Genomic DNA, 23983 nt, shown 5'->3' on the forward strand with positions numbered 1-23983 from the left:
GTTCGGGTAGAGCCATCCGCATGGAGCCCGGGATCGACCGCGCGGTGGCACGCATCTGGGTGATCACCCTGCTCCTGATCCTGGCGCTCCTGGTGAACGTCACCTACGTGCAGGGCTTCCAGGCGCAGGGACTGCGGGACGATCCGCTCAACGCCCGCCAGTTCGAGGACCGTTTCAAGATCGATCGGGGGCCCATCGTCGCGGGCGGGGAGCGGCTCGCCTGGTCCGAGCAGGTCGGCGACGACCTCTACCAGCGCCGCTACAAGGACGGCGCCGCCTTCGCGCCGGTCACCGGCTACTTCTCGGTGTTCTCCCAGACCGGCCTGGAAGAGGCCGAGAACCACTTCATGGACGGGACCGACGACCGTCTCGCCACCTCCGGCCTCGTCGACAAACTGATCGGCAAGCACGTCCCCGGCGGCACGGTGGTGTCGACCGTCGACCCCGACGCGCAGCGCGCCGCCTACGAGGCGCTTCGGTCGAGCGGCGCGGGCCGGGGGGCGGCGGTCGTCCTCGACGCGCGCACCGGCGCGATCCTGGTGATGGCCTCCACGCCGTCCTACGACCCCAACGAGGTGTCGACGCTCGACAGGGAGAAGGCCACGGAGGCGTTCGACCGGCTCGGCGACCAGCCGCGCAAGCCGCTGCTCAACAAGGCCGCCTACGAGCTGTTCCCGCCCGGCTCCACGTTCAAGACCGTGGTCGCCGCGGCGGCGCTCAGATCCGGAACGGGCGAGGACGCGCGCGTCAAGGCCGGACGCAGCTACAAGCCGCCGGGCGCGGGGCAGGCGATCAACAACGACGCGGGCGACATCGGCGGCTCGTGCGACCTCCCCCAGATCCCCCTCATCGAGGCGTACGCGCAGTCCTGCAACACCACGTTCGCCTACATGGGCGCCCAGAAACCGGGCAACGACGCCGTCAGCGCGCAGGCGGGCAGGTTCGGGTTCGGCGACCGGATCGAGTTCGCGGACGGCCTGAAGAGCGCCCCCAGCTCCTTCCCCGCGACCGACCAGCCGTCGCTCAGCGCGCTCGGCTCCATCGGGCAGGGCAGCACGGTCGCCTCGCCGCTGCAGATGGCCATGGTCGCCGCCGCGGTCCTCAACGACGGGGAGGTCATGAGCCCCCGGCTGGTCGACAGGCTGCGCGCCCCGGACGGCTCGACGGTCGACAGGATCTCGTCGCAGCGGATGTCCCGCGCGCTGACGGGGGACCAGGCGAAGCAGATGCGGGACATGATGGAGGCCGTGGTCGAGCGGGGCACCGGCAAGTCCCTGCGGGGGACGTCCATCCTCGGCGGCAAGACCGGGACCGCCGACGTCGAGGGCGCCTCCTACAACGACCGCTGGTTCATCGGGTTCGGCCCGCGCAGCGATCCGCGGTACGCGGTCGCGGTGATGACCGAGGCGTCCGGGTACGGCATCGAGTCCGGCCCCGTCGCCGCCAGGATCGTCGACGCGCTGGCCGGCTGAGGACGGCCCCGGCGAGCCCGGTGGAAACCCGGCCGAATGCGATTTGGTACGTTCACGCCGCAGGTCAGAAACCGGGACCGAAGGGGTTCGCGCCGTGCGCCGTGTCGTCTGTCCGGGATCGTTCGACCCCGTCACCAACGGGCATCTCGACATCATCAGCCGCGCCTCCCGCCTCTACGACGAGGTGGTCGTCGCCGTGCTGATCAACAAGAGCAAGAAGAGCCTGTTCACCGTGGACGAGCGCGCCGACATGATCTCCGAGGTCACCCGGGAGTACGGCAACGTCACGGTCGACACCTTCTACGGGCTCACCGTCGACTACTGCAAGGAGCAGGACATCCCGGTGATCGTCCGGGGCCTGCGGGCCGTGAGCGACTACGAGTACGAGCTGCAGATGGCCCAGATGAACCACCGGATCGCCGGCGTGGAGACGCTCTTCATGGCGACCAACCCCGAGTACGCGTTCCTGTCGTCCAGCCTGATGAAGGAGGTCGTGAGGTTCGGCGGGGACGTCTCCGGCCTCGTCCCCGACAGCGTCCACGACCGGCTGGTGCAGCGGCTCCAGAAGGGCGGCTGACGGGCCCGCTCCTGGTGGGCGGGCCGCGAGTTGGGTCAGCGGCCGGTGTTCGGTACCCTGGGACATCGGCCATCAATGGCGGCCGCCGTTCGACCATGCCTCACGAAAGCAGGAATCCGCTGACACGCAACGACCCCAACGCCCCGTTCAAGCTCGACACCCGAGCTCTGGGCAGGCAACCCGGGTCGTCGCGGGAGGAGCACCTGTCCGTGCCGGCACCGGGGAATTTCGGCGTCGAGATGGTGGGCGTCCCTGAAGGCGCCGCGATCGATCTGGATCTCCGGCTCGAAGCGGTCCTGGAGGGGGTGCTCGTCACGGGCACGGCGACGGTCCCCCTCACGGGGGAGTGCTCCCGCTGCCTCGACCCGATCGCCTCGACCTTCGAGGCGGATTTTCAGGAGCTGTTCGTCTACGACGACACCCGCTCGGGCGGGAACGCCGACGACGACGAGCTCCGCCTCGAGGGCGACCTGATCGACCTCGAACCGGTCCTGCGGGACGCGGTGGTGCTCGCGCTGCCGCTGTCCCCGCTGTGCCGGGACGACTGCCCGGGCCTGTGCCCGGAATGCGGTGCGCGGCTCGCTGACGTCGAGCCGGGCCATCGCCACGACGTCGCCGACCCCCGGTGGGCGGCGCTGCGGGACCTTGCCGGCGACATGGAGCCGGCAGCCCCCGACCGGGGGAACGGGCGCTCCGGCACCCGTGAATCATCGGACCGACGAGAAGGAAAGCAGGAGGGCTGACGTGGCCGTCCCGAAGCGGAAGAAGTCGCGCAGCAACACGCGGCACCGGCGTGCGCAGTGGAAGACCGCCGCGCCGAACCTGGTCGAGTGCCCGACGTGCCGCGACCACAAGCTGCCCCACACCGCGTGCGCGACGTGCGGAACCTACGACCGGCGGCAGGTCATCGCCCCGTCGGCCTGAGTCTTCTCGCATCCTGGGGGGCGGATCCGCGTATGCGGCCCGCCCCTCATGGTGCGGAAGGACGACCCACCCCGACCACCCGGCGCGTGACGTCGGCGTGGTGGCCGGCGCGGAGACTGCGCCCGGAGCCGTGGTGCACGCCGGGATCACACCGACCGGCGCGCACCTCGTCTTCGCGGACCCTCCTCGCTGCGCGTCCTCGCCGTCCCGGCCCACCGGCCGCGCGCCGCAGAGGCGACCGCGCGTTGCGCGGTGCACGGCCTGCGAGGAGGGCCTGTGAGCGCTAAGAAGAGCGAACCCGCGCCGGAGCGCGCGGAACTGACCGGCGCACTCGGCGTCGACGTGGGCGCCGAGCTGCTCGAACGCGCCCTGACACACCGTTCCTACGCCTACGAGAACGGCGGCCTGCCCACCAACGAGCGCCTGGAGTTCCTCGGCGACTCGGTGCTGGGCCTCGTCGTCACCGACACCCTGTTCCGCGGCCACCCCGACCTGCCCGAGGGGCAGCTCGCCAAGCTGCGCGCCGCCGTGGTCAACATGCGCGCCCTCGCCGGCGTCGCCCGCGGCCTCGGCGTCGGCGCCCACATCCGGCTCGGCCGCGGCGAGGAGGGCACCGGGGGGCGCGACAAGTCCTCGATCCTCGCCGACACGCTGGAGGCGCTGATCGGCGCCGTCTACCTCGACCGGGGCCTCGGCGAGGCGTCCGCGCTGGTGCACCGGCTCTTCGACGCGCTGATCAAGCGGTCGGCGGGTCTCGGCGCCGGCCTGGACTGGAAGACCTCCCTCCAGGAGCTCACCGCCGTCGAGGAGCTCGGCGTCCCCGAGTACCACGTCGCCGAGAGCGGCCCCGACCACCAGAAGACGTTCCGCGCCTCCGTGCGGGTCGGCGGCCAGACCTACGGGGCCGGCGAGGGCCGCAGCAAGAAGGAGGCCGAGCAGCACGCCGCCGAGGCCGCCTGGAACGCCATCCGCGAGATCGTCGTCCGGCGTGAGGCGCCCCAGGGCGAGGTGGCGCCGGGCGAGGCGGTGGCGCCGGAGACGGCGATGGCGCAGGGCGAGCAGGCCGCCGAGGCCGCGGACGCGGCCAGGGAGGCCGGGCAGGCGGCGCAGGCCGGTGCCTGAGCTCCCCGAGGTCGAGGTCGTCCGGCGCGGACTGGAACGCTGGACGACCGGCCGCACCGTCGCGTCCGCCGAGGTCCTGCACCCGCGGTCGGTGCGCCGGCACGCCGAGGGCCCCGCCGACTTCGCCGGGCGGCTCGCCAAGCGCACCATGCTGGCGCCCCGCCGCCGCGGCAAGTACCTGTGGATCCCGCTCCGGGACGAGGAGGACGAAGCCCCCGGTGAGGCGGTGCTCGCGCACCTCGGCATGAGCGGGCAGCTGCTCGTCGGCGAGCCCGACCGGGAACGCGAGAAGCATCTGCGGGTCCGCGTCGAGTTCGACGACGACGGCCTCGACCTGCGCTTCGTCGACCAGCGGACGTTCGGGCACCTCATGGTCGCCGACCTCGTCCCGGACGCCTTCGACGGGCGGGCGCTCGTCCCCGGGCCGATCGCGCACATCGCCGCCGACCCGCTGGAGGACGCCTTCGACGCGGAGGCCTTCTACCGCGCCCTGCGCCGCCGCAGGACCGGGATCAAACGGGCCCTCCTCGACCAGTCGCTCATCAGCGGGGTCGGCAACATCTACGCCGACGAGGCGCTGTGGCGCGCCAGGCTGCACTGGGCGCGGCCGACCGAGACGATGAGCCGGGCGGACGCCGCGCGCGTCCTGGAGGCCGCACGAGAGGTCATGGCGGCCGCCCTGGAGGTCGGCGGCACCTCCTTCGACAGCCTCTACGTGAACGTCAACGGCGAGAGCGGCTACTTCGAGCGGTCCCTGGACGCCTACGGACGGCGGGACGAGCCCTGCCGCCGCTGCGGCTCCCCGATCCGCCGCGACGAGTTCATGAACCGCTCGTCCTACAGCTGCCCGGTGTGCCAGCCGCGCCCCAGGCGGGCACGGTACTGACGGTACCGAGGGGGGAGCGATGAACGAGGACGACGAGGTCGTGCGGCTCACGGCCTGGGTGCGCGGACGCGTCCAGGGCGTCGGGTTCCGCTGGTGGGTCAGGTCCCGGGCGCTCGAACTGGGCCTCGCCGGCAGCGCCACGAACCTCGGCGACGGCCGCGTCGAGGTCGTGGCCGAGGGCCCGCGCGGCGACTGCCGCCGGCTCCTGGAGATCCTGGACGGCGACGTCCCCGGCGGCGTTCCCGGACGTCCCGGCGCTGTGACCGGCGTCATCGACCGCTGGGGCCCGCCGCGCGGAGAGGCTCCCGGGTTCCGGGAACGCTGACCGGGTAGGGAGTGCCGGTTCGTACCTGCTAAACTAGGGGTGGAAGGTTGTTACCGGCCTGTGATGTGCTTCTTGACCAGGACAGCGGCCGGTGCGACTCTAGAAGGTACGCGCACCTGCTTCAGCAGTTTCTCGTGCGCGATCCCTGCTGGTTACTCAGCGTGGAGGACCCTTAGTCATGGCGAAGGCTCTACTCGGCCACGTCGGCGGTCCCGACCCCCGGATGGTCGCGGAGATGCGGCGCCTGCAGCAGCGCGTACGTGACCTGGAGGCCGAGCTCGTACGGCTCCAGGCAGAGAACGACGCGCTTGCGACGGCGACGGACGACGAAGTGATGTCGCTTCCGATGAAGGAGCGCGAACCCGCTCTGACTTGATTGCTTTTTCTCCTCCTTCGGGCCTTGGCGGCCCTCCATCGTCGAGAAAAGCAGGCGATCGCTGGCATCGCTCCGTCTCGCCTGGCGGCTCGCTGCGCGATCAGGTTCTCGCTTCGCTCGAACCTGCCTTCGGACGCGATCGCGGTCCCCAAGGCTGTCGCGTGGTTGCGGTGGAGCCTGAGGTCGTCGCAGTAGTCGGTTGCGGTCGGTGGGACCAGGTTGCCTATGCGGCTCGCTGCATGTTGACGTGTGCGAGTTCCACCTGCCTCCGGACGCTAGTCAGCCGTTGAGGTTGCCGCAAGTGCAGCGCTCGTAGGAGCGGCCGACCTTGCTTGCCCCGAGCGATCTCCAACGTCGCCATCGGGGCAATGCGGCCCGTCCTTCACCTCGCCGGAAGCCGCTGTGCGGTCACGCCTCGCGAGTTCTCGTTCGCCTTCTCCAATGGCGGCATTGTGGACGTTCGTGGGCATCGCCCACCTCGCCGGCCCGTTGCTACTCGGTGGAGTCGTGCGGGCTTGCACCACGTCTCGCCGCCGTTGCGCCCAGCAGATCCGTCGTCACCCTCGGCAACCCACTACTGCGACTGCCTCAGCCCCGGTAGCAACCACGCAACGCCTCCCCGGTCGCGATCGCGTCCGAAGGCAGGTTCGAGCGAAGCGAGAACCTGATCGCGCAGCGAGCCGCCAGGCGAGCCGAAGCGATGCCAGCGATCGCCGCGGTGCCCGACGATGGAGGGCCCTCCGGGCCCGAAGGAGGAGAGCACTGCAATAGGCACAGCAGGGCCGCCAGGCCCGAAGGCGGAGAGAAAACCACTGAGCACCGCCTCAGCCCCGATGGCAACCACGCAACGATCTCCCTGGTTGCGATCGCGTCCGAAGGCAGGTTCGAGCGAAGCGAGAACCTGATCGCGCAGCGAGCCGCCAAGGCGAGTCGAAGCGATGCCAGCGATCGCCCGCTTTTTTCGACGATGGAGGGCCGCCAAGGCCCGAAGGAGGAGAAAAAAGCAATGAACCCAGTATCGTGCTTCGGATGTTGCAGGTGTGGGCGTCGTAGGAGGGGGACGGCTGGCGCGTGTATCTGAAGAATCTGACGCTGCGCGGCTTCAAGTCCTTCGCGTCGTCCACCACGCTCAAGTTCGAGCCGGGGATCACCGCCGTGGTCGGGCCCAACGGGTCCGGTAAGTCCAATGTGGTGGACGCGCTGGCCTGGGTGATGGGCGAGCAGGGCGCCAAGTCGCTGCGCGGCGGCAAGATGGAGGACGTCATCTTCGCCGGGACGGCCAACCGGGCGCCGCTGGGGCGCGCCGAGGTCGTGCTGACGATCGACAACTCCGACGGCGCGCTGCCGATCGACTACACCGAGGTCACCATCAGCCGGCTGATGTTCCGGTCGGGGTCGAGCGAGTACGCGATCAACGGTGACGCCTGCCGGCTGCTGGACATCCAGGAGCTGCTGTCGGACTCGGGCATCGGCCGCGAGATGCACGTGATCATCGGGCAGGGGCAGCTCGACCGCGTCCTGCACTCGGGGCCGGAGGGGCGGCGCGCGGTGATCGAGGAGGCGGCCGGCGTCCTCAAGCACCGCAAGCGCAAGGAGAAGGCCCTCCGCAAGCTGGACGCGATGCAGGGCAATCTCACGCGCGTGCAGGACCTGACCGGCGAGCTGCGGCGGCAGTTGAAGCCTCTCGGCCGGCAGGCGGAGATCGCGCGCCGGGCCGCGGTGATCCAGGCCGACCTGCGGGACGCCCGGCTGCGGCTGCTCGCCGACGACATGGTCACGCTGCGGACGAGGCTGGAGCAGGAGGCCGCCGACGAGGCCGCGATCCGGGAGCGGCGCACCGAGACCGAGCGGGCGCTGGGCGGGGCGCAGGAGCGCGAGGCCGTCCTGGAGGCGGAGGAGGCGGAGCAGGCGCCGAGGCTCGCGCAGGTCCAGGACACCTGGTTCCAGCTGTCGGCGCTGAAGGAGCGGCTCCGCGGCGTCGCCGACCTCGCCGCCGAGCGGCACCGCAACGCCGCCGAGGCGCGCGAGGAGGAGCGGCGCGGCCGCGACCCCGAGGACATGGAGCGCGAGGCCGCCGAGATCCGCGAGCAGGAGGAGATGCTCCGCGAGGCGCTGGACGGGGCCCGGGACGGGCTCTCCCACGCCGTGGACGAGCGGTCGGCCGCGGAGGAGGCCCTCGCCGCCGAGGATCGGCGGCTCCAGTCCGCGGCCCGCGCCGCCGCCGACCGCCGCGAGGAGCTGGCCCGGCTGCGCGGCCGGGTCGAGGCGCTGCGCAGCAAGGCGCAGGCCGGACGGTCGGAGATCGGGCGGCTCGCGGACGCGCGGGAGGAGGCCGGGCAGCGCACCGAGGCCGCGCAGGCCGAGTTCGAGGCGTTCGAGGCCGAGGTCGTCGAGGATCCCGCGCTCGCGGCCGAGCACGAGACCGCGCAGGAGGCGCTCGCCGCGGCCAAGGACGCCGCCGAGACGGCCCGCGCCGCCGTGGACGGCCCGCGCCGCGCGCTGAAGGAGGCCCGGTCGGCCGCGGGGGCGGCCCGCACCGCCGACCAGACGGCCCAGAAGCAGGTCGCGGCCCTCCAGGCCCGGATCGAGGCCCTGAACCTCACGCTCGCCAGCGCCGCCGACGGCGGGGAGGCGCTGCTGTCGGCGGGCGCTGACGGGTCGCTCGGCGGGGTGTTGGGCACGGTCGCCTCGCTGCTGAACGTCCGGCCCGGGTACGAGACCGCCATCGCCGCCGCGCTCGGCGGCGCCGCCGAGGCCATCGCGGTCGGGTCCCTGGACACCGCCGGGGCCGCCCTCGCGCTGCTGCGCTCCCGCGACGCCGGACGCGCCGGGCTGGTCATCGGCGGCGGGGCGCCGGCGCGGGCCGAGCGGGTCGCCGGGGCCGACTACGCCATCGACGCGGTCGGCGTCCCGGATGCCGTGCGGCCCGCGTTCGAGCATCTGCTGCGGGACGTGGTCGTGGTCGAGGACGTTCCCGCCGCGGTCGCGCTCGTGCGCGGGGAGGCGTCGCTGCGGGCCGTCACGCGGGACGGGGAGCTCGTCGGGGCGCACTGGGCGCAGGGCGGCGCCGCGGGCGGGGGGCAGAGCCTCCTGCAGATGCGCGCGACGCTCGACCAGGCCACCGAGGATCTCGCCGCGGCCGAGACCGCCGCTGCCGCCGCGGCCGGCGGGCTCACCGAGGCGGTGGAGCGCGAGCACGCCGCCCAGGCCGCCGTCGAGGGGGCCGAAGCCGCCGCCGGTGACGCCCGGGCGGGGGTCGACCGCGCGCAGGCCGAACTCGACCGCGTCCGCGTGCGGCTGCGGGAGTACGACGCGCAGGCGGCGCAGGAGGCCAAGCGCGCCGCCCGCCTGGAGGCCGACGTCCGGGCCGCGCGGGGCGAGGCCGAGCGGCTGACCAAGGCCCTGGACGCGGCGGGGGAGTCCCTCGAACGCGACACCGAGGCGGCCGAGGAGCTGGCGGTGCGGCTCGCCGAGGCCGAGGAGGCCGCCGAGGTGGCCGAGGAGGCCGGGCACGACACCGAGTCGCGCGACGAGCTGAACGCCCGCTGCCAGGAGCTGCGCACCGCGGAGATGGAGGCGCGGCTCGCGGTCCGCACCGCGGAGGAGCGCGTCCAGGCCATCGCCGGACGCGCCGACGCCCTCGAACGCGGCGCCCACCGCGAGCGCGAGGAGCGGGCCCGCGCCGCCCAGCGCCGCGCCCGCCGGGAGGAGCAGGCCCGGGTCGCCAAGGCCGTCCTGCGGGGCGCCCGCGCGGCCCTGGAGCGCATCGAGCACTCCCTCGCCGCCGCGGTGCGCCGCCGCGAGGCCGCCGAGCAGGCCAAGGCGGCGCGCGAGGCCGAGCTGAAGGTCGTCCGCGGGCAGGTCCGCGAGCTGTCCTCGACCCTCGAACGCCTGGTCAACGTCGTCCACGGCAACGAGGTCGCCCGCGCCGAGCAGCGGCTGCGGCTGGAGCAGTTCGAGCAGCGGGCCCTGGAGGAGTTCGGCCTGGAGGTCGAGTCGCTGGTGTCGGAGTACGGGCCCGACCAGCCCGTCCCGGCCGACCCGGACAAGGGCGAGGACGCGCGGCCCGCCCCGTACGAGCGGGCCGTCCAGGAGAAGCGCGCCAAGACCGCCGAGCGGCAGCTCAACCAGCTCGGCAAGATCAACCCGCTGGCCCTGGAGGAGTTCGCCGCCCTGGAGGAGCGGCACGCGTTCCTCACCTCCCAGCTGGAGGACCTGAAGAAGACCCAGCGCGAACTGCTCGGCCTGGTCAAGGAGGTCGACGACCGCGTCCAGCAGGTGTTCGCCACCGCCTACGACGACACCGCCCGCGAGTTCGAGCGGATCTTCGCCCGGCTGTTCCCCGGCGGCGAGGGCAGCCTCTCGCTGACCGAGCCGGGCGACATGCTCACCACGGGCGTCGAGGTCTCGGCCCGCCCGCCCGGCAAGAAGGTCAAGCGGCTGTCGCTGCTGTCGGGCGGCGAGCGGTCCCTCGTGGCCATCGCGTTCCTCGTCGCCGTGTTCAAGGCCCGCCCGTCCCCGTTCTACGTGCTGGACGAGGTCGAGGCCGCGCTCGACGACACCAACACCCAGCGGCTGATCACGGTCTTCGAGGAGCTGCGCGAGTCGTCCCAGCTGATCGTCATCACGCACCAGAAGCGCACCATGGAGGGCGCCGACGCCCTCTACGGCGTCAGCATGCGCGGCGACGGCGTCACCCAGGTCGTCAGCCAGCGCCTGCGCGACCTCGACTGACCCGCCGCGCGGTCACGGCTCGGCGGCGGGCGTGAAGAGGTAGCCGCGCACCCCGGACCGGCCGCACGCGGCGTGGATCGCCTCCATGCCGCCGGTCTCCCGGATGTCGACGCCCACGCACATGCCGTCGTCGCGCGTCGCCTGCGGAACGATGCGGTAGAGCTGCCCGCCCTTCACCGGCTTGCCCGCCGGCGTCAGCCCGAACCGCTGCAGCGGATCGTCCCCGCACTCCCTCATGTGCAGCGGGGAGCGCTCGGCCTCGGTGTCGAGCGTCGCGCACCACAGCTCGCCCTTCGCCGTCCACGCCTTCAGCTGGAACGTCCCGGCGCTGTCGGGGACGGAGGCGAGCCGGATCCGCTGGAGCGAGTCCTCCGCCACGCATTTGTCCTGCGCCAGCTGCGGATTCAGCCGGTCGTCCGGCAGGACCGACAGGCAGTCGCCGGACCGCTCGCCGTCGCTCAGCGGCATGACCGTGTACCACCCGGGCGGGGGCGGCGTCGCCTTGCCGGCCGTCCCCGGCGACGCCTGCGGCCGGTGCGGCTCGCCCTCGCCGCCGAACACCCCCGTCAGGGTCGAGACGACCACGCCGATCGTGATGATCGCGGGTGCCGCCACCAGCAGCGACACCGGGCGGCGGCCGGTGGGCCCGTGCGAGGGCGTCTTGCGGTGCCGTGGACGCGATGGCTGCACCGCGTGCCGCCCGGAGGAACCGTTCTCGGGAGCAGGGGGCGGACTTGGAGCCGGGGTCGGGGGTGGGGCTGGGGTCGGGCGTGGGGCCGGGGCCGTCGCGGGACCCAGGTTGAGCGCCGGCCGTCCGGCGACGCGCTTGTCGCCCTCCATGGCGGCGGGGCCGCACAGGCGGTCGTAGACCCGCAGCCACCGCTCGCGCTCCTCCGGGACGAGGCCGCATGTGGTCACGAAGGAGGTCACCAGCCCCCGGCTCGGCAGCGTGCTCCCGCCGAGGAGCGCGTCGATTCCGGAAGGGGCGACCACGCCGTCCGCGTCCATCCGCTCCTCTAGCTCGGAAAGGGGCAGGCCGGACCATTGCTGCAGGCGGCGCATCAGGTCGAGCAGATCGGCCGGGCCGCGCGCCTCCTCCGGCTGCGGGACCGCCCTCGGAGCCGTCACCGGTGACCTCCCGCGAACGGGAACGCTTGTTCTCGTGGGCATCGTAGCGATCTCCTCGTCCGGAATGACTAATGTTCGCTATGCGGTCTTTGGCAAGATCCATGGCGTCATGAGTTCGGCGCTCGTCATCTGGAAGGGCCCCTGCGATGCCGCGCTCCGCTGCACCGGTTCCGTCTGCTGTGCGGCGTTCCGTCGAGACCAGGGTCGGTACCACGTTCGTCCTGCTGATGCAGCTGCGCGTGCTCGTCATCGGGGTGACCGTGCTGGTGGACGGGCAGGTGCGCGGCGACCCCTGGGCGCTCTGCGTGCTCGTCCTCGCGGTCGTGGTCTCCGGCGTGGTGCTGGCGGGCTGGGAGAGGGTGGTGCTGCGGCTGTTCGAGCAGCCCGCGCTGCTGGCCTTCGACGTGCTCATCGGCTACGCGGTGCTGCAGGTGGGCGGGATCTTCGGCCCCTACTTCCTCGTGACGGTGGTGACCGCCGGTCTCGCCGGACTGCTGTACCGGTGGCCGGTCACCGCGCTGCTGTGTGCGCAGCAGGCCGTCCTGTACTACGCGGCGCTCTACCGCAACACGCCCTCCGACGACGGCGTCATCATGCCGCTGCTCGTCCTGCTGCCGGTCTTCTACGGAGTCGCGGCGCTCGTCGGGTCGGTGCTGCGCCGCCTGTTCGACGAGCACGCCGCCGCCGAGGAGACGCGCTGGCGGATGGAGGCGCAGGCGATGGCCGCCGAGGAGCGCACCCGGCTGGCCCGCGAGATGCACGACTCCCTGACCGCGACGCTGTCGGGCATCGCCCTGTCGGCGAACGGCCTGCCCGGCTGGGTCCGCAAGTCCCCCGACCGCGCCGAGCGGGAGGCGCGGCGCATCGCCACCGCGGCCCAGGTCGCCACCCGCGAGGCGCGCTCGCTCATCACCGAGCTGCGCGACGACTCGGCCGGCGTCCCGCTGGGCGACGCCGTGCGGGAGCTGGCGGGGGAGTGGGAGGGGGGCACCGGCGTCCCGGTCCGGGTGGACGCGGAGGCGGGGGCGGACCTCCCCGCGCCGGCGCGGCGCGAGATGGTCACGATCGTGCGTGAGGCGCTGGAGAACGTGCGGCGGCACGCGGACGCGTCCCGCGTCGACATCGTCACGGCGGTCATCGGCGGCGACCTGGAGGTGCGCGTGCGCGATGACGGCAAGGGCATGCCCGGACGGCCGGACGACCCCGGCTGGCTGGACGCGCTCGCCCGCGGCGGCCATTACGGCCTCGTCGGCATGCACGAGCGGGCCAGGAGGGCCGGCGGCCGGCTGGCCGTGCGCTCCGTCCCCGGAGGCGGCACCGAGGTCACCGCGTCGATGCCGGCGGCGGGCCCGGAGTCCGAACCCGCGCGGGCCGCGCTCGGGAGCCGGTGATGGACGAGCCCGCGCGGTACCGCGTCATGGTCGTGGACGACAACACCTTCATCCGCGCCGGCCTCACCTCGGCGCTGGAGGCCACCGACGACATCGAGGTGGTGGGGGAGGCGGGCGACGGCCGCGAGGCGGAGGAGATGGCCTGGCGGCTCGTGCCCGACGTGGTCCTTCTCGACGTCCGGATGCCGCGCGCCGACGGGGTGGGCGCCGCCGCCGCGCTGAGCCGGATCAGCCGAGTGATCATGCTCACCCAGGTGGAGGAGCCCGAGGTGATCCTTTCGGCCGTCCGCAACGGCGCCGTCGGCTACCTCGTGCACAACACCTTCACGGTGGACGAGCTCGCCGCGGCGATCCGGGACACCGTCCGGCACCGGGCCCACCCCCTCTCGCACGCGGCCAGCGCCGCGCTCATCGACGCCGCGCGGACGGGCCGGCGCGCGGCGCCCGCGGCCGATCCGGCCGAGCAGCGCGCGCGGTTCGGCCTTTCCGCCCGCGAGGTCCAGGTCATGGATCTGATCGTGCGCGGTCTTGCGAATAACGACATCGCGGCCAAGCTATTTCTCACCGAGAAAACCGTCAAGAACTACATCAACCGCATTTATGCGAAACTCGGTGCGCCGAACCGGGCCACGGCCATCGTGACCTGGCTCGGGATGCCTCCCGGCGGCTGAGCTGGGCCTCCGTGATTGGGGCCCGCAACCCCCGCCGCTAGGGCCCTAGGGCCCTAGGGCCGCCCGCGGGCCGCCGCATAGCGTTCCGGTGCACGGAATAAAAGAAGGACGGCGCCTTTCTGGCCGGGCCTTCGCCTCATTCGCCGCCCGGAGGAGTGCCATGCTTTTGCCGACCCGAAATAAAATGGCCGTGGTCACCGGCGGGGCTCTGGCCGCCGGCTGTTCGTTCGCGCTGGCCGCGGCTCCGGGCGCGGTCCCGGACCCGGCCTCCGCCCGCGCCATCGGTTCCCTGGAGAAGTCCGCGCCCGCCATCGCGTACGGGACGTCCGCCACCACGCACGGGAAGCCGGGCCCGCGGGCGCACGAGGACACCTGGGACTCCGCGCGCGCGAAGGGGAAGAAGCGCGCCACCGCGACCGCGGCGCGGCGGTACGGGTGGGGACGTCCGATCGCCTCCGACGGCTTCCGGACCTTCGACCGCCGCGCCTGGGAGGTCTACACGGGACCGGGCAACGGCGGCCGCGGCCGGCGCGTCGCCAAGGCGGTGAGCGTCCGGAACGGCGTCCTGCGCATCACCGGCAAGCGCAACGGCGACACGGGGGGCGTCGCCTGGATGAAGGGCGCCCAGAAGCGCGGCCGCTGGGAGGCCCGCGTCCGGGTGAGCCGGGGCTGCGCCTGCTACAACGCCAACCTGCTGCTGTGGCCGGTCGGCGGCGGTGGCGGCACCGACCCGCACAACGGCGGCGGGGAGATCGACTGGATGGAGACCTACGGCGACAAGGGCCTGCGCAACGGGACCAACTTCTTCCTGCACTACGGGCCCGAGAAGGACTCCCGGCGCCTGGACTCCCACCTGCGCATCGACCTGACGAAGTGGCACGCCTTCGCGGTGGAGTGGAACAGCAAGGGCATGACGGGCTACGTGGACGGGCGCAGGTGGTTCCACACGTCCAAGCGGGAGGCGCTGCCGCCCGGGAAGATGGGGCAGGCCATCCAGCTCGACTGGTTCCCGCAGATGGCCAGGCTGACGGCGAAGGGGGTCAGCCGGACGCGGGACGTGACCCTCTCGGTCGACTGGATCGCCATGTACCGGCCCTGATCCGCGCGGCGCCCGATGTCACTTCACGATCTGCCAGATCTCCCCGTCGCGGCGCAGGGTGAACTCGTCCTGCAGGGTGCGCTCGGTCAGCGCGCCGCTCGTGTAGTGCAGGGCGGAGAAGGGGATGACCGCCTCCTCGCCCGACAGCCGGCCGCCCTTCACGGTCACGGTCCGCAGAGCCTGCCGCTCCTGCGGCCGGACGAGGTGCGGCGTGTTGCGCACGCCGTTCGGGCAGTCGCCGCGGAGCGCCGGTCCCCGGACGAAGTCGCTGTCCTTGGCCACGTACCGGCACACGGCCTGGTCGCCGGCCGCCTGGCCGCGCAGGAAGGCCTGGAGCGCGGCCCGCGCGCCCGCGATCCCCTCCCGGGCGCCCGGGTCGGTGTCCTCCTGCGCGGTCTGCGAGGGCGACGGGGACGGCGGCCGGAACACCTCGCCGTCGCCGTCCTTGTCGTCGCCACTGCAACCCGACGTGAGAAATGCCAGCGCCAGCGCCGTGACGGCGAGCGCGCCGGCGGCGCGGGGGGTGAACCGAAGAGCCATCGCGTGCCTTCCTCGGGGTGGGGATGTCGGCCCATGGTCCGAGCGCCGCCTTTCCGGATGATCAGGCGGCCAGCCGAAGATTAACGCCTTGACCGGGGAATGACCAGAGCTTGCAAGATCGCCAGGTCAGAGGCGGTGGGCACCTGTCTGGACAGGCGTTCGCCACCGGGGCTCCCTTTTCCTTATGGGGAGCCTCGGGCGACGGGACGGAAAATGCGTGGCCGTGCCACTCGGGTCGATCCGAACGGAGGCGAAGTGGCAGGGCGAGATTATCCCATGAAAGAACCGGGAAAGGGGGCCCGCAGAGCGTTGTTCATGTCATGGGCGGCGCACCGTTGTGCACCCGGCCGACCGCCCTCTCCATCCCGGCGGATGAACGCGGTGGCTCGCCGCTTCGAAGGCGACCGGCGCCACTGCTCTCGGTGCGGTCGGTGAAGGCGGGGCGGCCGCCGAGGCTCTCCGAGCTGGGCGCGGGGCGTCCGCTCGCGGGCCGGGGGTGCTGGATGCCGCGGGATCAGGGGCACGCGGCATCCAGCACCCCGGTCCGGGCGGCGGCGGGCCCATTTCGCAGCGGCCGTGATGCGTGTCACATTTTCCTTGGAACGTGACATCGCCCAGCGCTCACATTTCGGGCGGCGTGGCGGCTCCGGTCTCCGGCGTCTTCTCCCGACCTATAACCGTTTGGAGACTTCACATCGGCGCCGGTGACGCGTAAGTCGGAGGGATCGGCGTGCACCGACCGTGATGACCCGGCGACGCTGGCGGGCTTGTGTGCCCTGGGGCAATCCACTACCCATATGGACCTGCGGTTCTCCGGCTTCCTCACCGGACTCCCCCCGTCCGGTACGGAGAACCGCCGGAGAGGTGTCACCCGTGGATCCCCAGAAACTCAAAGGCAATTTCGCCCTGGTGGCGGCGAACGGCCTGGACGTCGCCGAATATTTCTACGCCGACCTTTTCGCGCGGGAGCCGCAGCTCAGGCGGATGTTCCCCACGTCGATGGCCAAGCAGCACGAGGTGCTGCTCGCGGCGCTGTCGCAGATCGTCTCGACCGTGGACGACCCCGACGCGCTCGTCCCCTTCCTCACCGACCTCGGCCGGCGCCACCACGGCTTCGGCGTCATCGCCGAGCACTACGCCCCCGTCGGCGCCAGCCTGCTCGCCACCCTCGCCTACTTCAGCGGCCCGGAGTGGAGCTCCGACCTCGAACAGGACTGGACGGCCGCCTACGGTGTCGTCGCGAAGGTCATGACGGAGGCCGCGGCGGAGCCCGTCGCCTGATTCCGTGGACGCCCAGCGACTGAAGGCCAGCTTCGCGCAGGTCGCCGAGAAGGGCGACGCGGTCGCGCTGTTCTTCTACTCCGACCTCTTCGTGCGCAACCCCCACCTGCGCGACATGTTCCCCATCGGGATGAGCGGCCAGCGCGACAAGCTGCTGCGCGCCCTCGGGCACATCGTGTCCCAGGTGGACGACCTGTCCAACCTCGTCCCGTTCCTGCAGCAGCTCGGCCGTGACCACCGCCGGTTCGGCATCGTGGCCGAGCACTACCCGCACGTCGGGGCCAGCCTCCTGGCGACCCTGCGCCACTTCTCCGGGCCTGCCTGGAGCGACGACATCGAGAGCGACTGGAACGCGGCCTACAGCCTCGTCGCCAAGGTCATGCTGGAGGCCGCCGACGAGAACGCCCTCAGCAGCCCCGCCTGGTGGAACGGCCAGGTCGTCGCCGTCGAGCGCCGCCGCTTCGACATCAGCGTCCTGCGGATCCAGCCCGACCGGCCCCTGCCGTACTCGCCGGGCCAGTCCGTCGCGCTCGAAGTGCCGTCCCGGCTGCGGCACTGGCGGTACTACTCGATGGCGAACGCGCCGCGTCCCGACCACACCGTCGACTTCCACGTCCGGCTGGTGGACGGCGGGCCGGTGAGCCCCGTGCTGGTGCGCGTCACCCAGGCAGGCGACCGCGTCCGCATGGGCGCCCCCATCGGCACGCTCACGCTGGACGACGCCTCACCGCGTGACGTCCTGCTCGTCGCGGGCAGCACCGGCCTGGCCCCGCTCAAGGCGATCCTGGAGCAGATCTCCGGCCGCGCCGTCCCGCCGCGCGTGCACCTGTTCTTCGGCGCCCGCAGCCGCGACGGCCTCTACGACCTGGAGGACCTGGCCAAGCTGGCGGACGGGTTCCCCTGGCTCACCGTCGTCCCGGCCGTGTCGGACGAACCCGGCGGGCACGGGTTCTCCTCGCTGCTCCAGTCGGGGGACGACGGCATCGAGCACGGCAACCTGTCCGACGTGGTCGCCAGGCGCGGCCCCTGGGACGGTCACGACGCCTACGTGTGCGGGCCGTCCGTCATGGTCGGGCACACCGTCGAGCAGCTGACGCGGCTCGGAGTCCCCCGTGACCGCATCCGCCTCGAAACCTTCGCCGACGCACAGAGGTGAGCGCGTTGAACTCCCCGAACCTTCCGGTCGTCTCCGAGGGCTCGCGGCTGACCCCGGGCGAGCTCCACTCGGTGGTGTTCGCCCGGGCCGCCCTCGGGCGCCGCGGATACGACGAGGAGCAGGTCCGCAACTTCCTGCAGTACGTGGAGCGGGAACTCGTCAAGATCTTCACCGACAAGGCCGCCCTGGCCGACGAGGTGAACCGGCTGCGCGCCCAGGCGTCCTCGGGCGCCCGCGGCGTGATGGCCCCCGAGGACGCCCACTTCCAGGCCGTCCGCATCCTCTCGCAGGCCCAGCAGACCGCCGACCTGTACGTGGCGGACGCCGAGCGCTACACCAGGGAACTGGCGCACGAGGCGAGGCTGCACCGGGAGGCGATCCTGTCCGACGCCAAGGGCCGGGCGGAGCAGATGATGGAGGACGCCCACCGCAAGGCCGCCGCCGTCGCCGAGGCGGCCGTCCGCACGGCCCCGCCGCAGGCCCTGCCCGCGTCCCGCCCCGAGACCCTCCCGGACGGCGAGCGCCTCGCCCTGGAGCGGGAGATCGCCTACCTGCGCACCTACAGCGACGTCTACCGGACCCACCTGCGGTCCTACCTGGAGGCCCTGCTCCGCAACGTCGACGAGTGGGAGTCCTCCGAACGGGCATCCCTCCCTGGGGGTAATGCCTGATCTACCGCCCCGGCGCGGGCGCCCGGGGCGTTCGGGCGTCCCGCGCGGTTGCGCGCCCGGCCGGGCTCGCCGCATGATCGGCGGGCCCGCGCGCAGCGTGTTCGCGCGGGAGTGCTCGTCTGGAAAACTGGGGGCGTTATGGAATATGTGATCGTCATCGCCGCGCTGGCCGTGATCGCGCTGATCATCGGCGGCGTCACGCTGCTGCGGCCGCGCCGGACCCGCCCGCCGGTCGAGCGCCCCTCGGAACGCACCGGCGGCGCCACCGCCGCCGACACCGCCGACACCGCCGCCCCCACGATCGAGAAGGCGCCGCCGACGGAGGTCGCGCCGCGGCCCACCGTCGAGATCGAGAGGCCGCCGCCCGGCGCGGGGCGGCTCGTGCGGCTGCGGGCCCGGCTCGCCCGCTCCCAGAACGCCTTCGGCAAGACCCTCCTCGTCCTGCTGTCGCGCGACACGCTCGACGAGGACGCCTGGGAGGAGATCGAGGACACCCTGATCGCCGCCGACATGGGCACGGCGGTGGCCCGGCAGGTCACCGACGACCTGCGGACCCGCGTCCAGGTCCTCGGCACGCGCAGCCCGGCGGAGGTGCGGGAGCTGCTCAAGGACGAGCTGCTCAAGCAGATCGGCCCGGACATCGACCGCTCCCTGCACACCGAGGCGCACGGCGACCGGCCCGCCGTCCTCATGGTCGTCGGCGTGAACGGCACCGGCAAGACCACCACGTGCGGCAAGCTCGGCCGCGTCCTCGTCGGCGACGGCAACACCGTGCTGCTGGGCGCCGCCGACACCTTCCGCGCCGCCGCCGCCGACCAGCTGGAGACGTGGGGGACGCGGGTGGGCGCGCAGGTCGTCCGCAAGGACGAGGGCGCCGACCCCGCCAGCGTCGCGTTCGACGCCGTCAAGCAGGGCATCGACACCAAGGTCAACGTGGTGATCGTCGACACGGCGGGCCGGCTGCACACCAAGACCGGGCTGATGGACGAGCTCGGCAAGGTCAAGCGGGTGGTGGAGAAGCAGGCCACGGTCGACGAGGTCCTGCTCGTCCTGGACGCGACGACCGGCCAGAACGGCATGCAGCAGGCCCGGGTCTTCGCCGAGGTCGTCAACGTCACCGGCGTGGTGCTCACCAAGCTCGACGGCACCGCCAAGGGCGGCATCGTCGTCCAGGTGCAGCGCGAGCTCGGCGTCCCGGTGAAGCTGGTGGGCCTGGGGGAGGGGCCGGACGACCTCGCGCCGTTCGAGCCCGAGGCGTTCGTGGACGCGATCCTCGGCGACTGAACCGGTCCCCGCACCGCCCCGCAGACCGCGTAAATACGGCATGTGAGGACTTGGAAACAGCGGCGAAACACGTCGATGTCGGGTTTCACATGGCGGAAACGTAGCGGCATACCGGGCGAAACGGCCGCGCCAGAGTCTCTGAGCAGTTCGAAGTTCCTGGCGAGGAGGGACGCGCTCAGAGATGAAGATCGATAGCGGTAGTACCGCCTGGATGCTGACGAGCACAGCGCTCGTCCTGCTGATGACACCGGGCCTGGCCTTCTTCTACGGAGGTATGAGCCGGGCCAAAAGCGTCCTCAACATGATGATGATGAGCTTCGTCAGCATCGCCGTGGTGGGCATGGCGTGGGTCGTCTACGGCTACTCCCTCACCTTCGGCGACGGCGGCGGGCTCAGCTCGTTCATCGGCGGGTTCGGCGACTGGGGGCTCGTCGGCCTGGAGAACGCGGCCACGGCCGACGACGGGACGGGCATCCCGCAGCTGGTCTTCGTGGCGTTCCAGGCGACGTTCGCCATCATCACCGTCGCGCTGATCAGCGGCGCGGTCGCGGACCGTGCCAAGTTCGGGGCCTGGGTGGTGTTCACCCTGGTCTGGGCGACGCTGGTGTACTTCCCGATCGCCCACTGGGTGTGGTGGTCCGACGGCCAGGACGGCGGCAAGGCCGGCTGGCTGTTCGACCTCGGCGCGCTCGACTTCGCGGGCGGGACCGTCGTCCACATCAACGCCGGCGTCGCGGCGCTCGCCCTGGTGCTGGTGCTCGGCAAGCGCAGGGGCTGGCCGAAGGAGCCGATGCGGCCGCACAACCTGCCCTTCGTCCTGCTCGGCGCCGGGCTGCTGTGGTTCGGCTGGTTCGGGTTCAACGCCGGGTCCGCGCTGTCGGCCGGCTCCACCGCGGCCGTCGCGTTCATCAACACGCTCGTCGCGACCTGCGCCGCCGCGTTCGCCTGGATCGTCGTCGAGAAGCTGCGCGACGGCTCGTCCACGACCCTCGGGATCGCCTCGGGCGTGGTGGCCGGCCTGGTCGCGATCACCCCGGCCTGCGCGTTCGTCACCCCGCTCGGCGCCATCGCCCTCGGCCTGGTCGCCGGCGCGGTGTGCGCGTTCGCGGTCGGCCTGAAGTACAAGCTCGGCTACGACGACTCGCTCGACGTCGTCGGCGTCCACATGGTCGGCGGCATCGTCGGCGCCCTGCTGATCGGGTTCCTGGCCACCACCGCCGTCAACGACGCCGGCGCCGACGGGCTGTTCGCCGGCGGCGGGTTCGCGCTGCTCGGCAAGCAGGCCGTCGCCGTCCTGGCGACGCTCGCCTACTCCTTCGTCGTCACCTACGTGATCGCCAAGGTGATCGACCTGGTGATGGGCTTCCGGATCAGCGAGGACGACGAGGCGGCCGGCATCGACAGCACGGCGCACGCGGAGACCGCCTACGACTTCGGCACGATCCGCGCGGGCATCGGCTCCGGGGCGACCGCGGCGGCGCCCGCCCCGTCCGCCCCGGCCAAGAAGGTGGAGGCGAAGGGATGAAGCTCATCACGGCGGTCATCAAGCCGTTCAAGCTGGACGAGGTGAAGAAGGCCCTGGAGGCCTTCGGAGTCAAGGGGATGACCGTCAGCGAGGCCAGCGGCTACGGACGGCAGAAGGGCCACACCGAGGTCTACCGGGGCGCCGAGTACCAGGTCGACCTGGTGCCCAAGCTGCGCGTCGAGGTCCTGGTCGAGGCCGAGGACGCCGACGACATCATCGACGTGATCGTCAAGGCGGCCCGCACCGACAAGATCGGCGACGGGAAGGTGTGGGCCGTGCCGGTCGACACCGTCGTCCGGGTCCGCACGGGCGAGACCGGACCGGAAGCCCTCTAGGGGGCACGGTGACCCTCGCACACCCGCCGGCCGGAGACCGGGCCCCCGCGCCCGCTCCGGCCGGCGGCGCCACTTCGGACTCGGCCCGCGCCGCCCTGGCCACCGCCCGCGCCGCCCGCGCCGCCGCCCTCGACCGCTGGCTGGCCTCCCTGCTGGCCGCCGCCCCGCCCCACCCCGAACCCCCGCCGTCCGCCGGCACCGCCGCAACCGGCGAGGGAACGGTGCCGGAGGGGGTGGCGCTCGTCGCGGTGGGGAGCCACGCCCGGCGCGAACTGACGCCCGGCGGCGACCTCGACCTCGTCCTGCTGCATCGCGGGCTGGCCGGCGTCGCGCTGATCGCCGACCGCGTCTGGTACCCGGTCTGGGACTCCGGCCTGCGGCTCGACCACTCCGTCCGCACCGTCGCCGAGGCCCGGACCGTGGCGCGCGGCGACATGAAGGCCGCCCTCGGGCTGCTGTCGGCCCGCCGCCTCGCCGGAGACCACGCCCTCGTCGACGAGCTGCGCGCCGCCGTCCTGGCCGACTGGCGCGCCGACGCGCCCACCCGCCTCGCCGAGCTGTCGGCGATGTGCCGCGAACGCTGGGAGACCCACGGCGAGCTGGCGTTCCTGCTCGAACCCGACCTGAAGGAGGCCCACGGCGGGCTGCGGGACGTCCACGTCATGCACGCCGTGGCCGCGTCCTGGGTGGCCCCCGCCCCGGACGCCCGGGTGCGCGCCGCCCACGACCTGCTCCTCGACATCCGGCACGCGCTCCACCAGGTCACCGGCCGCTCGACCGACCGCCTCGTCCTCCAGGAGCAGCAGGCCGTCGCCCGCGCCCTCGGACTCCTGGACGCCGACGTCCTGCAACGCTCGATCGCCGAGGCCGCCCGCACCGTCACCTACGGGGCGTCCCACCTGTGGCGCCGCGTCGAGAACTTCACCAGGGCCAAGCACCGGCAGCCCCCGGGCGTCCCGCAGGGCGCGGGCCGGCGCGGCGTGGAGCGCAGGCCGGTCGGGGACGGCGCCGTCGAGCACGAGGGGGAGGTCGTCCTCGCGCGGAACGCCGATCTGAACGATCCGGCCCTCGTCCTGCGCGTCGCCGCGGCCGCAGCCCAGACGGGCCTGCCGCTCGCCCCCGCCACGGTCGCCCGGCTCGCCGAGCACGCCGCCCTCCCGCGCGTCCCCTGGCCCGCCGAGGCTCGCGACGCGCTCGTCTCCCTCCTCGGTGCCGGGCCCGCCGCCATCGCGGTCTGGGAGGCCCTCGACCAGGCCGGGCTGATCGTCCGGCTGCTGCCCGACTGGGAGCGCGTCCGCAACCGCCCGCAGCGCAACCCCGTCCACCGCTTCACCGTCGACCGCCACCTCGTCGAGACCGCCGCGGGCGCCGCCGCCCTGACGCGCGAGGTGGCCCGTCCCGACCTGCTCCTGATCGGCGCCCTCCTGCACGACATCGGCAAGGGCTGGCCCGGCGACCACTCCACCTCCGGCGCCGTCGTCGCCCGCGACATCGGCGCCCGCCTCGGCCTCCCGGAGGAGGACGTCCGCGTCCTGGAGACCGTCGTCCGCCACCACCTGCTGCTCCCCGAGACCGCGACCCGCCGCGACATCGACGACCCGGTGACCGTCCAGACCGTCACCGCCGCCGTGTCCGGGGCGCCCGGCCGCGAGCGCGAGGTCGTCGACCTCCTCGCCGCCCTCGCCGTCGCCGACGGCGGCGCCACCGGCCCCGCCGCCTGGGGCGCCTGGAAGGCCGGCCTCGTCGCCGAACTCGCCCGCCGCGCCGCCGCCGCGCTCTCCGGCGGCACGCCCCCGCCCGGCCCCGCGCTCACCGCCGACCACCTCGCCCTGGCGCGCCACGACGGCGCCGCCGTCCGCGTGACGGGCTCCCGGATCACCATCGCCGCCCCCGACCGGCCGGGCCTGCTCTGGCGCGCCGCCGGCGTCCTCGCCCTGCACCGCCTGGCCGTGAAGACCGCACGTGTGGTCTCCTCCCCGTCGGTGTCGGGATCGGCCGTCCCGTCCGCCCAGACGGCGGTGCTGGACTTCACGGCCGTCCCGGAGTTCGGGACGCCGCCGGATCCGGCCGGCCTGGAGGCGGACCTGCGGCGGATGCTCGCCGGACGCCTCGACGTGGCCGAGCGGCTGGAGCGGCGGGCGCGGTCGGTCCGGATCCGGCCCGGCGTCACGGTGCCGCCCCCGCGCGTCATGATCGTGGACGACGCGTCGCGGACCGCCACCGTCGTCGAGGTCCGGGCGCATGACCGCCCCGGACTGCTGTGGCGCGTCGGCCAGGCCCTCGGATCCTGCGGCCTCCAGGTCCGCGCCGCCCAGGTGGACACCCTCGGCGCCGAGGCCGTGGACGTCTTCTACGTGGTGGACGACCAGGGCCGCCCGCTCGACGACCCCGACGCGCTGGCCGCCGTCCGGACCCGGGTCCTGAGAACCCTCCGCTGACCGGGTTTCCGGAGGGGGCGGGGCTCGCCCGGCGACCCGATACCCTGA

The 23983-nt window shown here is 73.0% G+C and carries 21 protein-coding genes; 19 read left to right on the forward strand and 2 right to left on the reverse strand.

Annotation, left to right across the window (positions count from 1 at the left end):
• Nucleotides 1-20: 20 nt before the first annotated feature.
• The 9 genes from AB0H37_RS07615 to smc all read left to right on the forward strand — a co-directional run bounded on the left by AB0H37_RS07615 (nucleotide 21) and on the right by smc (nucleotide 10416).
• Nucleotides 21-1472 (forward strand): penicillin-binding transpeptidase domain-containing protein, encoded by a 1452-nt coding sequence (locus AB0H37_RS07615; RefSeq protein WP_360611881.1) that lies wholly within the window; start codon nucleotides 21-23, stop codon nucleotides 1470-1472.
• A 94-nt stretch (nucleotides 1473-1566) separates the two neighbouring features.
• Complete coding sequence (coaD, locus tag AB0H37_RS07620; protein ID WP_089312894.1) at nucleotides 1567-2049, forward strand: pantetheine-phosphate adenylyltransferase; 483 nt, start codon at nucleotides 1567-1569, stop codon at nucleotides 2047-2049.
• A 95-nt stretch (nucleotides 2050-2144) separates the two neighbouring features.
• Nucleotides 2145-2792 (forward strand): YceD family protein, encoded by a 648-nt coding sequence (locus tag AB0H37_RS07625; RefSeq protein WP_179833352.1) that lies wholly within the window; start codon nucleotides 2145-2147, stop codon nucleotides 2790-2792.
• A gap of 1 nt (nucleotide 2793) precedes the next feature.
• Complete coding sequence (rpmF, locus tag AB0H37_RS07630) at nucleotides 2794-2973, forward strand: 50S ribosomal protein L32 (RefSeq protein ID WP_149257815.1); 180 nt, start codon at nucleotides 2794-2796, stop codon at nucleotides 2971-2973.
• Nucleotides 2974-3249: 276 nt separating this feature from the next.
• Nucleotides 3250-4095: a ribonuclease III gene (gene rnc, locus AB0H37_RS07635; RefSeq protein WP_360611882.1), complete on the forward strand. Its 846-nt coding sequence runs from the start codon at nucleotides 3250-3252 to the stop codon at nucleotides 4093-4095.
• Complete coding sequence (gene mutM, locus AB0H37_RS07640; RefSeq protein WP_329094032.1) at nucleotides 4088-4981, forward strand: bifunctional DNA-formamidopyrimidine glycosylase/DNA-(apurinic or apyrimidinic site) lyase; 894 nt, start codon at nucleotides 4088-4090, stop codon at nucleotides 4979-4981. Before rnc ends, mutM begins: the two co-directional genes overlap by 8 nt.
• Nucleotides 4982-5000: 19 nt before the next feature.
• Nucleotides 5001-5306 (forward strand): acylphosphatase, encoded by a 306-nt coding sequence (locus tag AB0H37_RS07645; protein ID WP_329094030.1) that lies wholly within the window; start codon nucleotides 5001-5003, stop codon nucleotides 5304-5306.
• Between the two features lie 178 nt (nucleotides 5307-5484).
• The gene (locus AB0H37_RS07650) at nucleotides 5485-5682 is read left to right on the forward strand and encodes a hypothetical protein (protein WP_089312889.1); all 198 of its coding nucleotides are present in this window, start codon (nucleotides 5485-5487) and stop codon (nucleotides 5680-5682) included.
• A 1071-nt stretch (nucleotides 5683-6753) separates the two neighbouring features.
• Nucleotides 6754-10416 carry a chromosome segregation protein SMC gene (gene smc, locus AB0H37_RS07655; protein ID WP_360611883.1) on the forward strand — a complete coding sequence of 1221 codons (3663 nt, stop codon included), beginning with the start codon at nucleotides 6754-6756 and terminating at the stop codon, nucleotides 10414-10416.
• Between the two features lie 12 nt (nucleotides 10417-10428).
• On the opposite strand, the gene AB0H37_RS07660 is transcribed toward smc, so the two are convergent.
• Entirely contained in the window at nucleotides 10429-11544 is a 1116-nt protein-coding gene (locus AB0H37_RS07660; protein ID WP_329094026.1) for a hypothetical protein, read from the reverse strand.
• 179 nt (nucleotides 11545-11723) lie between these two features.
• Between AB0H37_RS07660 and AB0H37_RS07665 the strand changes: the two genes are divergently transcribed.
• The 3 genes from AB0H37_RS07665 (at nucleotide 11724) to AB0H37_RS07675 (ending at nucleotide 14705) form a co-directional block, all read left to right on the forward strand.
• A complete protein-coding gene (locus tag AB0H37_RS07665) occupies nucleotides 11724-12935 on the forward strand; it encodes a histidine kinase (RefSeq protein ID WP_360611884.1) in 1212 nt (403 codons plus the stop codon).
• Complete coding sequence (locus AB0H37_RS07670; protein WP_360611885.1) at nucleotides 12935-13606, forward strand: response regulator transcription factor; 672 nt, start codon at nucleotides 12935-12937, stop codon at nucleotides 13604-13606. The genes AB0H37_RS07665 and AB0H37_RS07670 overlap by 1 nt, the downstream gene beginning before the upstream one ends.
• 160 nt (nucleotides 13607-13766) lie before the next feature.
• Nucleotides 13767-14705 carry a glycoside hydrolase family 16 protein gene (locus AB0H37_RS07675; RefSeq protein WP_329094020.1) on the forward strand — a complete coding sequence of 313 codons (939 nt, stop codon included), beginning with the start codon at nucleotides 13767-13769 and terminating at the stop codon, nucleotides 14703-14705.
• Between the two features lie 18 nt (nucleotides 14706-14723).
• Here the strand turns inward: AB0H37_RS07675 and AB0H37_RS07680 are convergent, their stop codons facing one another.
• The gene (locus AB0H37_RS07680; protein ID WP_329094018.1) at nucleotides 14724-15245 is read right to left on the reverse strand and encodes a hypothetical protein; all 522 of its coding nucleotides are present in this window, start codon (nucleotides 15243-15245) and stop codon (nucleotides 14724-14726) included.
• A gap of 873 nt (nucleotides 15246-16118) precedes the next feature.
• Here AB0H37_RS07680 and AB0H37_RS07685 point away from each other — a divergent pair.
• The 7 genes from AB0H37_RS07685 to AB0H37_RS07715 all read left to right on the forward strand — a co-directional run bounded on the left by AB0H37_RS07685 (nucleotide 16119) and on the right by AB0H37_RS07715 (nucleotide 23935).
• Complete coding sequence (locus AB0H37_RS07685) at nucleotides 16119-16526, forward strand: globin domain-containing protein (protein WP_329094016.1); 408 nt, start codon at nucleotides 16119-16121, stop codon at nucleotides 16524-16526.
• A gap of 4 nt (nucleotides 16527-16530) precedes the next feature.
• Nucleotides 16531-17682 carry a globin domain-containing protein gene (locus tag AB0H37_RS07690; protein ID WP_360611886.1) on the forward strand — a complete coding sequence of 384 codons (1152 nt, stop codon included), beginning with the start codon at nucleotides 16531-16533 and terminating at the stop codon, nucleotides 17680-17682.
• 5 nt (nucleotides 17683-17687) lie between these two features.
• On the forward strand, nucleotides 17688-18353 hold the full coding sequence (locus AB0H37_RS07695; protein WP_179833364.1) for a DivIVA domain-containing protein: 666 nt from the start codon (nucleotides 17688-17690) through the stop codon (nucleotides 18351-18353).
• Nucleotides 18354-18491: 138 nt separating this feature from the next.
• The gene (gene ftsY, locus AB0H37_RS07700) at nucleotides 18492-19637 is read left to right on the forward strand and encodes a signal recognition particle-docking protein FtsY (protein WP_329094013.1); all 1146 of its coding nucleotides are present in this window, start codon (nucleotides 18492-18494) and stop codon (nucleotides 19635-19637) included.
• Between the two features lie 181 nt (nucleotides 19638-19818).
• The gene (locus AB0H37_RS07705) at nucleotides 19819-21162 is read left to right on the forward strand and encodes an ammonium transporter (protein ID WP_329094011.1); all 1344 of its coding nucleotides are present in this window, start codon (nucleotides 19819-19821) and stop codon (nucleotides 21160-21162) included.
• Nucleotides 21159-21497 (forward strand): P-II family nitrogen regulator, encoded by a 339-nt coding sequence (locus AB0H37_RS07710; protein ID WP_089312877.1) that lies wholly within the window; start codon nucleotides 21159-21161, stop codon nucleotides 21495-21497. The genes AB0H37_RS07705 and AB0H37_RS07710 overlap by 4 nt, the downstream gene beginning before the upstream one ends.
• 8 nt (nucleotides 21498-21505) lie before the next feature.
• A complete protein-coding gene (locus AB0H37_RS07715; RefSeq protein WP_360611887.1) occupies nucleotides 21506-23935 on the forward strand; it encodes a [protein-PII] uridylyltransferase in 2430 nt (809 codons plus the stop codon).
• The last annotated feature ends 48 nt before the right edge of the window (nucleotides 23936-23983 follow it).

It is taken from the genome of Actinomadura sp. NPDC023710 (assembly GCF_040639875.1).
GTDB classification, from domain to species: Bacteria; Actinomycetota; Actinomycetes; order Streptosporangiales; family Streptosporangiaceae; genus Spirillospora; species Spirillospora citrea.